The sequence below is a fragment of the Streptomyces sp. NPDC006339 genome, from assembly GCF_040612775.1.
GTDB lineage: Bacteria > Actinomycetota > Actinomycetes > Streptomycetales > Streptomycetaceae > Streptomyces.
The window spans coordinates 25479-38585 of record NZ_JBEXQW010000046.1; the positions used below are offsets into that span (position 1 = coordinate 25479).

General features: G+C 70.6%; 13 protein-coding genes. 10 read left to right on the plus strand and 3 right to left on the minus strand.

What is annotated here, in order from left to right; genetic code table 11:
* Positions 1 to 6 precede the first annotated feature (6 nt).
* From ABZ135_RS30185 to ABZ135_RS30205, 5 genes are read left to right on the plus strand one after another with little or no spacing between them, the layout of a single operon-like run.
* Positions 7 to 996: an AEC family transporter gene (locus ABZ135_RS30185; RefSeq protein ID WP_356700068.1), complete on the plus strand. Its 990-nt coding sequence runs from the start codon at positions 7 to 9 to the stop codon at positions 994 to 996.
* Complete coding sequence (locus ABZ135_RS30190) at positions 993 to 2249, plus strand: Nramp family divalent metal transporter (protein WP_356700070.1); 1257 nt, start codon at positions 993 to 995, stop codon at positions 2247 to 2249. Before ABZ135_RS30185 ends, ABZ135_RS30190 begins: the two co-directional genes overlap by 4 nt.
* Before the next feature lie 21 nt (positions 2250 to 2270).
* On the plus strand, positions 2271 to 2501 hold the full coding sequence (locus ABZ135_RS30195; RefSeq protein ID WP_356700072.1) for a DUF3311 domain-containing protein: 231 nt from the start codon (positions 2271 to 2273) through the stop codon (positions 2499 to 2501).
* Positions 2498 to 4177 carry a monocarboxylate uptake permease MctP gene (gene mctP, locus ABZ135_RS30200; RefSeq protein WP_356700074.1) on the plus strand — a complete coding sequence of 560 codons (1680 nt, stop codon included), beginning with the start codon at positions 2498 to 2500 and terminating at the stop codon, positions 4175 to 4177. Before ABZ135_RS30195 ends, mctP begins: the two co-directional genes overlap by 4 nt.
* 20 nt (positions 4178 to 4197) lie before the next feature.
* The gene (locus tag ABZ135_RS30205) at positions 4198 to 4404 is read left to right on the plus strand and encodes a hypothetical protein (protein ID WP_356700076.1); all 207 of its coding nucleotides are present in this window, start codon (positions 4198 to 4200) and stop codon (positions 4402 to 4404) included.
* A 93-nt stretch (positions 4405 to 4497) separates the two neighbouring features.
* On the opposite strand, the gene ABZ135_RS30210 is transcribed toward ABZ135_RS30205, so the two are convergent.
* Entirely contained in the window at positions 4498 to 5262 is a 765-nt protein-coding gene (locus ABZ135_RS30210) for a GntR family transcriptional regulator (protein ID WP_345492086.1), read from the minus strand.
* 285 nt (positions 5263 to 5547) lie between these two features.
* Here ABZ135_RS30210 and ABZ135_RS30215 point away from each other — a divergent pair, with 285 nt between their 5' ends.
* The 4 genes from ABZ135_RS30215 to ABZ135_RS30230 all read left to right on the plus strand — a co-directional run bounded on the left by ABZ135_RS30215 (position 5548) and on the right by ABZ135_RS30230 (position 10290).
* The gene (locus tag ABZ135_RS30215) at positions 5548 to 6828 is read left to right on the plus strand and encodes an extracellular solute-binding protein (RefSeq protein ID WP_356700077.1); all 1281 of its coding nucleotides are present in this window, start codon (positions 5548 to 5550) and stop codon (positions 6826 to 6828) included.
* A 75-nt stretch (positions 6829 to 6903) separates the two neighbouring features.
* Positions 6904 to 7896 carry a sugar ABC transporter permease gene (locus ABZ135_RS30220; RefSeq protein ID WP_356700079.1) on the plus strand — a complete coding sequence of 331 codons (993 nt, stop codon included), beginning with the start codon at positions 6904 to 6906 and terminating at the stop codon, positions 7894 to 7896.
* A complete protein-coding gene (locus ABZ135_RS30225; RefSeq protein WP_356700081.1) occupies positions 7893 to 8756 on the plus strand; it encodes a carbohydrate ABC transporter permease in 864 nt (287 codons plus the stop codon). The genes ABZ135_RS30220 and ABZ135_RS30225 overlap by 4 nt, the downstream gene beginning before the upstream one ends.
* A 10-nt stretch (positions 8757 to 8766) precedes the next feature.
* Entirely contained in the window at positions 8767 to 10290 is a 1524-nt protein-coding gene (locus ABZ135_RS30230; protein ID WP_356700083.1) for a glycoside hydrolase family 3 protein, read from the plus strand.
* A gap of 117 nt (positions 10291 to 10407) precedes the next feature.
* Here the strand turns inward: ABZ135_RS30230 and nagB are convergent, their stop codons facing one another.
* A complete protein-coding gene (nagB, locus tag ABZ135_RS30235; protein ID WP_356700085.1) occupies positions 10408 to 11193 on the minus strand; it encodes a glucosamine-6-phosphate deaminase in 786 nt (261 codons plus the stop codon).
* Positions 11194 to 11386: 193 nt separating this feature from the next.
* Positions 11387 to 12139, minus strand: coding sequence for an SDR family oxidoreductase (locus ABZ135_RS30240; protein ID WP_356700087.1), 753 nt, complete (start codon positions 12137 to 12139; stop codon positions 11387 to 11389).
* 84 nt (positions 12140 to 12223) lie between these two features.
* Between ABZ135_RS30240 and ABZ135_RS30245 the strand changes: the two genes are divergently transcribed.
* On the plus strand, positions 12224 to 12838 hold the full coding sequence (locus ABZ135_RS30245; protein ID WP_356700089.1) for a TetR/AcrR family transcriptional regulator: 615 nt from the start codon (positions 12224 to 12226) through the stop codon (positions 12836 to 12838).
* Positions 12839 to 13107: the final 269 nt, after the last annotated feature.

Genomic DNA, 13107 nt, shown 5'->3' on the forward strand with positions numbered 1-13107 from the left:
GACCCAGTGGAACTGAGCGCGATCCTGAACGCGATCGTGCCGCTGTTCGCCATCGTGGCGATCGGCTACGGCGCGAGCGCGTTCAGGGTGTTCCAAGGAAACACGGCACAGGCGGTCAACGACTTCGTCTACTGGATCGCCCTGCCGGCCCTGCTCTTCCTCGCGGTGGCGAAGGCGGACCTGTCCGAGGGCGTCCCCTGGCAGTTCGTCGCGGTGGCGCTGGTGTCGATCGTGGTGTCCTATCTCGTCGCCATGGCGGGTGCCCGCGGGATCTTCCGGCGGGACACCAAGGTCGCCTTCACCCTCGGGCTGATGGCGGGCTACGGGAACGTCGCGTACATGGGAGTGCCCCTGCTGCTCGCGGCCCTCGGGCCGCAGGCGGCACTCCCCGCCGCCATCGGCCAGTTGATCCACAACATGTTCAACATGGTCTGCTATCCGGCCGTCCACACCCTGCTCGACGCCAAGGCGCCGCGCAAGGACGGCCCGGGCGCCATGCTGAGCACCGACCGGCCCGCCATCGGGCGGGAGATCGCCAAGAAGGTCCTGCTCAACCCCGTCTTCCTGTCGGTGGTCGCGGGACTCGCCTTCTCGCTCTCGGGCCTGGGCCTGGCCCGGCCGGTGCACGACACGATCGATCTGCTGGGCGGCGCGGCCGCGCCGGGCGCCCTGTTCGCGGTGGGCCTGACGCTGCGCAAGGCGGTGAGCGGGATGCGGGACGGGTCGGTCGGCGTGGCCGAGGTGGGCTTCGCGGTCGCCGTCAAGACCGTGGGCATGCCCCTGCTGGCGCTGTTCCTCGTCACCGTGGTGTTCCCGATGCCTCCGCTGTGGGCCGCCGCGAGCGTCATCCTCGCCGCCATGCCCAACGCGGCGACGGCCTATGTGCTGGCCCAGCAGGCCCGTACCTACGTGCAGGAGGCAGCGGCCGCGGTCGTCGTCTCCACCGCCGTGGCCGTCGTCACGCTGGCGCTCTGGATCGGTGTCGTCAAACCATGAGGCACAAGGGTGAGTCGGTCGGGGAGGCCGCCCGGCCCCGCACGCCGGGGGCCCCCTCGCCGCTGCTGCTGCTCGGGCCCGCCTTCGTCGCGGCCGTGGCCTACGTCGACCCGGGGAACGTCGCCACGAACGTGACGTCGGGCGGCCGCTACGCCTACCTGCTCGTCTGGGTCGTGGTGGTGGCGAACGTCATCGCGATGCTCGTGCAGTACCTCGCGGCGAAGGTCACCATCGCCACCGGCGCCACCCTCGCGGAGCTGTGCAGAACACGGTTCCGCCGCCCCGTGGCCCTCGGCCTGTGGGCCCAGGCGGAACTGGTCGCCGTCGCCACCGATCTCGCGGAGCTGATCGGTGGCGCGGTCGCCCTCGGCCTGCTCTTCGACATGCCGCTGATCCTGGGCGGCGCGGTCACCGGCCTGGTCTCGTGGATCGTCCTGGCCCTCCAGCAACGCGGCGGCTACCAGCGCTTCCAGGCCGTGATCGCGGGGATGCTGCTCGTGGTCGTCGGCGGGTTCTGCTACAGCGCGATCGTGTCCGGACCCGACCTCGGCGCACTGGCGGCCGGTGTCGTCCCGCGCCTGGCCGGCACCGACACCCTGCTGCTCGCCGTCGGCATCCTGGGCGCCACCGTGATGCCGCACGCGATATACCTGCACGGTGCCCTGGTACGCGACCGCCACGGCGCCGCGCTCCGGGACCCCGCGCGGCGGCGCTCCCTGGTGAGCGCCACCCGGCTCGACATCGTCATCGCCATGGGGCTCGCCGGACTCGTCAACCTGTCGATGCTGGTGGCCGCGGCCGCCACGCTGACGCCCAAGGACGCGGAGAGCCTGCAGGGCGCCTACGACGGCTTCGCCCGCGAACTGGGCACGCCCCTGGCGGTGATCTTCGCCCTGGCGCTGCTCGCCTCGGGGTTCGCCTCCACGGCCGTGGGCAACTACGCGGGCGCGGTCATCTTCGAGGGCTTCCTGGGCCGCCGTACCTCGGTCATGGTCCGTCGCGGGGTCACTCTGGTGCCCGCCTTCGCGGTGCTCGCCACCGGGGTCGAGCCCGGCTTCGCACTCGTACTCTCCCAAGTGGTCCTCAGCTTCGGCATCCCGTTCGCGCTGTGGCCGCTGGCCGGCTTCGCGCGTCGGGCCGACCTCATGGGGGAGTTGGTCAACCGCCGGATCACCACGGTGGCCGCGTACGGGGCCACCGTGGTGATCACGGTATTGAACCTGGCTCTCATCGCACTGGTCGTCGTGGGATGAAGTCGTGGAGAGGAAGAGTTCTTGTCAACGCCGGAAAAGGAAGACACGACCGTCGCGCCCCCGTCGGAGCGCAGTCGGTGGCACTGGATCCTGCTGGTCGCCGTCGTGGTTCCGCTGATCCCGTTCCTGTACAACTTCGATGAGCCGCGTCTGTTCGGCTTCCCCGCCTTCTACTGGATCCAGCTCGTCTTCGGCGTGCTGAGCATGGCGGCGACCACCGCCGTCTACCAGCTCACCAAGGGGAAGAGATGAGCGAGCACATCACCGAGATCACCGTCTTCGTCTCGCTGTTCCTCCTGGTGAGCGTCATGGGCTTCGCCGCCTCCCGGTGGCGCAGGCCCAAGGAGCTGGCCTCGCTGGACGAGTGGGGCCTGGGCGGCCGCAGCTTCGGCCCCTGGATCACCTGGTTCCTGATCGGCGGCGACCTGTACACGGCGTACACCTTCGTCGCCATCCCGGCCCTGCTGTTCGGCGCCGGGGCCGTGGGCTTCTTCGCCCTGCCCTACACGGTCGTCGTCTACCCGCTGGTCTTCCTGGTGCTACTGCGCCTGTGGTCGGTCTCCCACCGGCACGGCCTGGTCACGCCGGCCGACTTCGTACGCGTCCGGCACGGCTCGCGGCTGCTCGCGCTGCTCGTCGCGATCACCGGCATCGTCGCCACCATGCCGTACATCGCCCTCCAGTTGGTGGGCATCGAGGCGGTGCTGCGCTCGATGGGCATCGCCGGGCACTGGCCGATCACGGTGGCCTTCCTCGTGCTCGCCGCCTACACGTACCACTCCGGTCTGCGGGCCCCGGCGCTGATCGCGTTCGTCAAGGACATCCTGACGTACCTGGTCATCATCGTCGCGGTGATCTACATCCCGCCCAAGCTCGGCGGATGGGGGAGCATCTTCGGTGCGGCGGAGGAGAAGTTCGGGGAATCGCCCAACCCCGCCGACGGTCTGCTGCTCTCCGGCGGCGGCCAGCTCCAGTACATGACGATCGCGCTGGGATCGGCGCTCGCGCTGTTCCTCTATCCGCACATGGTGACCGGCATCCTCGCCTCGCAGGGCCGCAAGGCGATCAAGAAGAACATGGCCGCGCTGCCGGTCTACAGCCTGCTGCTCGGACTGATCGCGCTGCTCGGCTACATGGCGATCGCGGCCGGGGTGACGCCGCTGACGGGCGAGAACGGCAAGCCCAACGCGAACACCGTCGTGCCCCAGTTGTTCGACACCGTCTTCCCGGACTGGTTCGCGGGTGTGGCGTACGCCGCCATCGGCATCGGCGCTCTGGTGCCCGCGGCCATCATGTCCATCGCGGCCGGCAATCTCTTCACCCGCAACATCTACCGGGAGTTCTTCAAGCCGGGGGCCACGGACGCCGACGAGGCGCGCGTCTCCAAGATCGTCTCGCTGCTCGTGAAGGTCGGCGCGGTCGTGGTCATCGTCTTCCTGGACCCGCAGTTCTCCGTCGACCTCCAGCTCATTGGCGGTGTGCTGATCCTGCAGACGCTGCCCGCCGTGGGCCTCGGCCTGTACACGCGCTGGTTCCACCGGCACGCGCTCACCGCGGGCCTGCTGGCCGGACTCGTCGCCGGTCTGACGATGCTCTACAACATCTCCAACCCGGCCACCGGCAAGAAGCACTTCGCCGGCTCCGCCTTCCCGCTGGAGAAGCTGGGCCTGTCCACCTCGTACACCGTCTACGCGGGACTGCTCGCGGTGGCCGTCAACATCGTCGTCGCGGTGGCCGCCACCTGGCTGCTGCGCGCGGCGCGGGTCGCCGACGGGATCGACGGCACCCTCACCGCCGACTACTACGTCGACGGGGACGGACCGTCCAAGGCGGCCGAGGCCGCAGCCGCACCGGGCGGCACCGCACCGGCCGGCACCGAGGCGGCGCCGCCGCCGACGGACGAGGGCACCGCAGTCGGCGCGAGGTGACCGGAGGGCGTGACCGACCGATGAGCATGAGCAGGGACCGGCTGAAGCGACGCGCGGTGCGCCGCCTGCAGTGGATCCTCGTGTTCTACGCGGTGGTCGGCGCTCTCGGCATCGTCGCCGAGCTGGTCGCGGGCCGCGCGCCCGCGCCGCTGGTGATGGCGTGGACACCGCTGGCCGTGCTCGGCGCGACGGTCCTCGCCGTGCGCCGTCGGCGCGCGCGGCGCTGACACGAGGGCCCGGCACCTCGCCCTTCCCGGCGGGTGCCGGGCCCTCGCGGCCGTTCTCGGCGGCCGGCCGCGGCCGCTCCGGACGCCGCGACGTCAGCCGTTGGGGCGCTGGAGGCGGGCCACGAACTTGTAGCGGTCGCCGCGGTAGACCGAACGCACCCATTCGACCGGTTCGCCCTGGGCGTCGAGCGAGTGCCGGGAGAGCATCAGCATCGGCAGGCCCACGTCCGTGCCGAGCAGGCCGGCCTCGCGCGGGGTGGCGAGCGAGGTCTCGATGGTCTCCTCGGCCTCGGCGAGATGGACGTCGTACACCTCGGCGAGCGCGGTGTAGAGCGAGGTGTACTTCACCAGCGAACGCCGCAGCGCCGGGAAGCGCTTGGCGGACAGGTGGGTGGTCTCGATGGCCATCGGCTCGCCGCTGGCCAGACGCAGCCGCTCGATGCGCAGCACCCGCCCGCCGGGGGAGATGTCGAGCAGCCCGGCGAGGGTGTCGTCGGCGGTGACGTAGCCGATGTCGAGCAGTTGCGAGGTCGGCTCCAGGCCCTGGGCCCGCATGTCCTCGGTGTACGAGGTGAGCTGGAGGGCCTGGGAGACCTTGGGCTTGGCCACGAAGGTGCCCTTGCCCTGGATCCGCTCCAGGCGGCCCTCGACGACCAGTTCCTGCAGGGCCTGGCGCACGGTGGTGCGCGAGGTGTCGAACTCGGCGGCGAGGGTGCGCTCGGGCGGGACCGGCGTGCCGGGCGGCAGGGTCTCCGTCATGTCGAGCAAGTGCCGCTTCAGTCGGTAGTACTTGGGCACGCGCGCGGTACGGGTGGCTGCGCCGCCCTCTGTCTCCGTGCTGCCCGCGTCCGTGGCCATGGCCTGCCTTCCCGACTCCTGTGCTGCTGCCGTCACCGGCTCCTCCGTCTGTCGCGGCTCACATGGTGGCACGGACCGGTCACGGGTCGTCGCCCTCCCTCAGGTGTCGGTCCGATAACGGACCCGACTGCCCTTCTTATACACCCTTGACACCCCTAAAGGTCTAGGCCAAGCTCCCGGTACTGGTCTACACCATTAAAGGCCAGGTCCCAGCCCCACGAGCACTACTCGACGTATGTCTTCGCGCGGTGGGCAGGGGGAGCAGGCATCCCTGAGGAGGGTGGCGTGAAGCGCAAGCTCATCGCGGCGATCGGCGTCGCGGGCATGATGGTTTCGATCGCGGCGTGCGGGGGCTCCGACAAGGGCGGCGACAACGCCGGCGGCGAGGCCAAGGAGCTCACCGTCTGGCTGACGGTCGACGCCCAGAACAACTGGCCCGAGCTGGTCAAGGCCGCCGACGACGCGGTCGCCAAGAAGCACCCGGGCATCAAGATCAAGCACGAGTACTACGGCTGGCCGGACAAGAACACCAAGCTCGACGCGGTGCTCGCGACCGACAAGGCCCCGGACGTTGTCGAGATGGGCAACTCCGAGATGATCAGCTACATGGCCAAGGGCGCCTTCGCCGAGGTCGACCCGTCGAAGTTCGAGAACTCCGACAAGTGGCTCGACGCCCTCAAGGACTCGGTCACCTACAACGGCAAGACCTACGGCGTCCCCTACTACGCCGGTGGCCGCGTGGGCACCTGGCGCAAGGACATCGCCGCCGAGGCGGGCGTCAAGGCCGCCCCGAAGACCTGGGCCGAGCTGACCGCCGCGCTCGACGCCATCCAGAAGAAGAAGGGCGACAAGTTCAGCGCCTGGTACCAGCCGTCGCCGGACTGGTACGCCGCGATGTCCTTCGTCTTCGACGCGGGCGGCTCGATCGCCAAGCAGGACGGCGAGACCTGGAAGGCCAACCTCTCCTCGCCCGAGTCCCTCAAGGGCCTCACCGCGTACAAGACCATCCTCGACAAGTACATGCACGGCGACAAGACGAAGGACGAGTCCGACCGTCCCGTCGTCTTCGGCCAGGGCAACTCCGCGACGATGTTCGCCGCCGGCTGGGAGGGCGCCACCGCCGCCGACCCGAAGACCGACAAGGTCGGCGGGCTCAAGGACAAGCTCGAGAACTTCGTCATGCCCGGCCCGTCCGGCAAGAACCTCCCGGTCTTCCTCGGCGGCTCGGACCTGGCCATCCCGGTCAAGTCCAAGGCGCAGGGCGTCGCCGCCGAGTGGATCGCCGCCTTCACCGGCGCCGAGGGCCAGAAGGGCCTCGTCGCCAAGGGCAACCTGCCCAACAACAAGGCGGACCTCGCCCCGCTGAAGAACGACCCGTCCACCGCCGTCCCGGCGACCGCGGCCGAGTCGAGCTGGTTCGTCCCGACCGCCCCCGGCTGGGGCCAGGTCGAGAAGGCCCAGATCCTCAAGACGATGCTCATCGAGATCGCCAACGGCAAGAAGTCGGTCGAGCAGGCGGCCAAGGACGCCGACGCCGCGATCGACAAGGTCATCAACACCAAGTGACCTGACGCGCGGGGCCCCGTCACCTGACGGGGCCCCGCGGCCCGTACCACGAGAGGGACCGCTGAGGAGCACGGGATGAGTGCCGCAGACACAACCACCGCGAAGGTGCCGCCGGTGCGGCAATCGCCACCACCCGGCTCCGGAGCCGGTACGCCCGCGCCACGCAGCGGGAAGTCCAAGGGCGGGGCCGGGCTCCCATGGCTGCTCCTCGCGCCCTGCCTGCTCGTGCTCCTGCTGGTGCTCGGCTATCCGTTCGTACGCCTGGTCGCCCTCTCGTTCCAGAAGTTCGGCCAGCCGCAGCTCTGGGGCTTCCAGGAGCCCGAGTCGGCCGGCCTGGAGAACTTCACCAGGATCCTCGGCGACGCGGAGTTCTGGACCGTCGTCCTGCGGACCGTGCTCTTCGCGGCCGGCGCCGTGATCGTCACCATGGTGCTCGGCATGGCGATCGCGCTGCTCCTCCAGCGCGTCTCGACCTGGGTCAAGGTGCTGATCAGCATCGTGCTCGTGGCGAGCTGGGGCATGCCCATCATCGTCGCCACCGCCATCTTCAAGTGGATCTTCGACGCCGACTACGGCGTGCTCAACTGGCTGCTCAGCCGCCTCCCCGGCGTCGACATGATCGGCCACAACTGGTTCGCCAGCGGCCCCCAGGGCCTGGCCGTGATCATGCTCTTGGTGGTCTGGGGCGCCGTGCCCTTCGTGGTCATCACCCTGAGCGCCGGCCTCACCCAGGTCCCCAAGGAGCTCGAAGAGGCCGCCCGCCTCGACGGCGCCGGAGCCTGGGGCGTCTTCCGCTACGTCACCCTGCCCATCCTCAAGCCGATCATCGTCATGCTGACGACGCTCTCGGTGATCTGGGACATGGGTGTCTTCCCGCAGGTCTACGTGATGCGCAACGGCCACCCCGAGGCCGAGTTCCAACTGCTCACCACGTACTCCTTCGACAAGGCGTTCGTCGTCAACGACTACGGCACCGGCTCCGCGATCGCGCTCGTCACGGTCCTGCTGCTGCTCGGCGTCGTCGCGGTCTACATGCGCCAGATGCTCAAGATCGGAGATGTGGAGTGAGCGCCGTCACCTCCCGCCCGCAGCCGCGCAAACCGCGCAAGCCGCGCACGTCCAAGCTCGGCTGGAACCTGCTCGGTCTGCTGGTCGTCGTCACCGCCGGCTTCCCGGTCTACTGGATGCTCAACACGGCCTTCAAGCCGGCCAAGGACGCGATCGACCCGAACCCGCACTTCTTCCCGTCCACCTTCACGCTCGAGAACTTCGGGCGCGCCCTGGACATCGCGGACTTCTGGGGCCCGGTCACCCGCAGCCTCGTCGTCTCGGCCGTCGTGGTCGTCATCGGCATCGCGGTCGGCCTGCTCGCCGCGCTCGCGATCTCCCGCTTCGCCTTCCGCGGCCGCAAGATCGTCATCGTCGGCATCCTCGCCGTCCAGATGGTCCCGCTGGTCGCGATGATCATCCCGGTCTTCCTGCTCCTCAACGACCTCGGGCAGTACGACAAGCTCACCGGCCTGATCATCACCTACCTGACCTTCATCCTGCCCTTCACGGTGTGGACGCTGCGCGGCTTCATCGTCAACATCCCCAAGGAGCTGGAGGAGGCCGCCCAGGTCGACGGCTGCACCCCCACCGGCGCCTTCATCCGGGTCGTCTTCCCGCTGCTCGCCCCGGGCATGGTCGCCACCTCGGTCTACGGCTTCATCCAAGCCTGGAACGAGTACCTGTACGCCCTGATGCTGATGAGCCAGCAGAACCAGACGGCCACCGTCTGGCTGTCCAACTTCATCACCAAGAACGGCACCGAGTACGCCCCGATGATGGCCGGCTCGACCATGATGGCCGTCCCCATCGTGATCCTCTTCCTCCTCGTCCAGCGCAAGATGGCCGCGGGTCTGACGGCCGGCGCAGTGAAGGGATGACGACCGCCCCATGACCACACTCGCAACCGGCTCGGACACCCTGACGCGAGACGCGCTCACCGTCCTCCAGCCCGGCTTCGTCGGCACCACCGCCCCCGACTGGCTGCTCCGCCGGATCGGCGAGGGGCTGTCCTCCGTCGGCCTCTTCGGCCGCAACATCGTGGCCCCCGAGCAGCTCGCCGCCCTCACCGCACGGCTGCGCGCCGAACGGGACGACGTCCTGGTCGCCATCGACGAGGAGGGCGGCGACGTCACCCGCCTCGAAGTCAACGAGGGCTCCTCCTTCCCCGGCAACTACGCCCTCGGCAGCGTCGACGACGTCGAACTCACCCGGGCCGTCGCCCGCGAGCTCGGCCGCCGGCTCGCCGCCTGCGGAGTCGACCTCAACTGGGCGCCGTCCGCCGACGTCAACTCCAACCCCGACAACCCGGTCATCGGCGTCCGCTCCTTCGGCGCCGACCCCGACCTGGTCGCCCGGCACACCGTGGCCTACGTCGACGGGCTCCAGGCGGTGGGCGTCGCCGCCTGCACCAAGCACTTCCCCGGGCACGGCGACACCAACGTGGACTCGCACCACGCGCTGCCCCGGATCGATGTGGACCTCGCCACACTGCACGCCCGTGAGCTGGCACCTTTCCGCGCCGCCATCGCCGCGGGTTCCAAAGCCGTCATGAGCGCGCATATCCTGCTCTCCGCACTCGACCCCGACCGTCCGGCCACCCTCAGCCCGCAGATCCTCACCGGTCTGCTGCGCCGGGAGCTGGGCTTCGAGGGCCTGATCGTCACCGACGGGATGGAGATGCAGGCCATCTCGTCGACGTACGGCATCGAGCGCGGATCCGTCCTCGCGATCGCCGCGGGCGCCGACGCCATCTGCGTCGGCGGCGGGCTGGCCGACGAGGACACCGTACTGCGCCTGCGCGACGCGCTGGTGAACGCGGTACGGACCGGTGAACTGCCCGAGGAGCGGCTGGCCGACGCCGCGGCGCGCGTCCGCGCGCTGGCGTCCTGGACCCAGGCGCACCGGGTCAGGGGGGCTGTATCGGGGCCGGGCGCGGCGTCACAGGAGGGGACCGCGCCCGGCACCGAGGTCGGACTCGTCGCCGCCCGCCGGGCCCTGGCGGTGACCCCGGGCGAGCGGCCGTACCCGCCGATGACCGGCGCGCCCTACGTGGCCTCCTTCACCCCCGTCGCCAATTTCGCGGTCGGCGACGAGACGCCGTGGGGCATCGCCGCCGAACTGGAGCGCCTGCTCCCGGGCACCACCACCGGCGCGTACGGGGCGGACGCCACGGCCGCCGACGTCCTGGCCGCCGCCGGGGAGCGGCGCGTGGTCGCCGTCGTCCGCGACGCCCACCGGCACCCGTGGATGACCGGGGCCCTGGACGCCCTCCTCGCGGCCCGCCCGGACACCGTGGTGGTGGAGATGGGCCTCAACGAGTCCTCGCCCCGCGGGGCCCTGCACATCGCCACCCACGGCGCCGCCCGGGTCTGCGGCCGGGCCGCCGCCGAGGTCATCGCGGGCGCCCGCTGAGCCGTTCGCTGAGCCACGCCCGCTGAGTCCCGCCCGCTGTGCGAGAGGGGCCCGGCACCTGAACCAGGTGCCGGGCCCTTCGCGTGCGCCCCGTGCGGGCGGCTCCACGGGCGGAGCTCAGATGCCCTGCCAGGCGGGCTTGTTCGCGAAGGTGTGGCGGAAGTAGTCCGCGAGCTTCAGCTTGGACGCGGCGGCCTCGTCGACGACCACCGTCGCGTGCGGGTGCAACTGGAGCGCCGAGGCCGGCACGAGCGCGGCCACCGGGCCCTCGACGGTCTGCGCCACGGCCTCGGCCTTGCCCTCGCCGGTGGCGAGCAGGACGAGGTGGCGCGCCTCCAGGATGGTGCCGATGCCCTGGGTGATGACGTGGTGCGGCACCTGCTCTATGTCGTTGTCGAAGAAGCGAGCGTTGTCCACGCGGGTCTGTTCGGTGAGCGTCTTGATCCGGGTGCGGGAGGCGAGGGAGGAGCAGGGCTCGTTGAAGCCGATGTGGCCGTCGGTGCCGATGCCCAGGATCTGGAGGTCCACGCCGCCGGCCTCGGCCAGCGCCTTGTCGTAGGCATCGCAGGCCGCCTGGACGTCCTCGGCCGAGCCGTCGGGGCCCATGAAGGCGTCCTGGGAGAGCCCGAGCGGCTCGACGACCTGGCGCAGCACCGTCGAGCGGTAGGACTCGGGGTGCCCGGCGGGCAGGCCCACGTACTCGTCGAGCTGGGCGATGCGGGCGCGCGAGGCGTCCACGGAGCCGGCCTCGACCCGGGCGATCAGGGCGTCGTAGATGGGCAGCGGGGTCGATCCGGTGGCCACGCCGAGCAGCGCGTCCGGCTTGCGGCGCAGGAGGTCGGCGATGCCGTCCGCGATGAGCTCGCCGCCCGCCTTGGCGTCCTTGACGATGACAACTTCCACGCTGTGCCTGCCGATCTGGTGAGGGGCTGGAAAGGAGCCTGGTGGTATAGACCAATCGAGACTCAAATCTAGCAGAGCGAGGGCCGTCCGCCCATGCCCTTCCGCCCCGCGGGACGGGCCCCTCCCATCGTCGGCCGCACCCGCCTCCCCAGCCACTCGAACCCCATCGGCACCGCGCCGTGGCGCCCCTTCGTCAGTCCAGCGAACCGCCCGACGCGTCGATCCACTGCCCGGTCACCCAGCGCCCGTCATGGGAGGCCAGGAAGGCCACCACGTCGGCTATGTCCTCCGGGGCGCCGACCCTCCCCAGGGCCGACATCGCCGCCGCCCCGGCCCACGCCTCCTCGTTCCCCCGTAGCCAGCCCGCGTTGATGTCCGTGTCCACGATGCCCGGCGCCACCGCGTTGACCGTGATCCCGCGGGGGCCCAGCACCTTCGACAGATAGCGCGTGAACACGTCGAGCGCGCTCTTCGACATCGCGTACGCGATGAGGTCCGGCATCGCCGCCGCGTGCGTGAGCCCGGTCGACACGTTCACGATCCGGCCCCCGTCGCGCAGCCGCTCCGCACCCCGCTGGGCCAGGAAGAACGGCGCCTTGGTGTTGACCGCGAAGATCCGCTCGTACTCCTCCTCGCCGATCGTGGCGAAGGGGGCCGTGGCCGCGATCCCCGCGTTGTTCACGAGGATGTCCAGGCCGTCGGCGTGGGCGTCGAAGGCCGCCCACAGCGCCTCCACGTCCCCCGGCACCCCCAGCTCCTGCCCGAGCGCGAACGCCTCGCCGCCCGCCGCCTCGATCGCGGCGACCGTCTCCTTCGCCGCCGCCTCGTTGGTCCCGTAGTGCACGGCGACCCGCGCGCCGTCCCGGCCCAGGCGCTCGGCGATCCCCCGCCCGATGCCCCGGCTGCCGCCCGTGACCAGTGCCGTCTTCCCCTTGAGCACGCCCATGACGACGCCCCCCTCACTTGTGTAGCGGTCGTTACGAAAAGAACCGTACCAAGCTTTCGTAGCGCGCGCTATAGAATTGGCGGCATGACCACCAAGCAGCGCGGCCGCCCCCGCTCCTTCGACCGCCCGACGGCCCTGGAGCAGGCGATGATGGCCTTCTGGGAGCACGGGTACGAGACCACCTCGGTCTCCGACCTCACCCGCGCCATGGGCATCAGCGCACCCAGCCTCTACGCGGCCTTCGGTGACAAGAAGACGCTGTTCGACGAGGTCGTCGCGGGCTATGTGGAGACGTACGGAGCCTTCGGCCGGCGCGCCTTCGATGAGGAGCCGACCGCCCGCGCCGCCGTCGGCCGGATGCTCCGCGAGGCGGCGGGGGAGTACACCGACCCGGCCCACCCCCGCGGCTGCCTGGTGATCGCCGCCGCGCTGAACTGCTCGACCCCCGAGGTCGAGGACGCCCTGCGGGACCGGCGCAACGCGAACCTGGCCTTCTTCGAGGAGCGCATCCGCCGGGACGTCGCCTCCGGCGAGCTCCCCGCCGGCACCGACCCCCGGGCCCTCGCCCGCTTCAGCGGCGCGGTCCTCCAGGGCATGTCCCAGCAGGCCCGCGACGGGGCGACGAAGGAGGAGCTGACGGCCGTGGCGGAGGCGGCGATGCGCGCCTGGCCCGGGGTCGGAGCACCGTCCGGGGCCTGAGCGGCCCCGGAAACACCCGCGGGCCGCGGCGCCCGACGGGACCCTCAACCCGTCCGGCACCGCAGCCCGGAGTTGCCCGGCCGGGGGTGTGCGGTCCCTCGGCCGTGTGGGAGGTCTCGGCGCAGTCAGGGCAGAGAGCGCCGGGTACCTCGTTCCATCCTCCTGTGCGGGGAGGATGGAGGCTCTATGGAAAGCATTGTGGACTAGACCATTCTCGTCTGTCCATCCATGCGACAGCGGTCGTACCGGGCCCATCCTCCAACACGGAG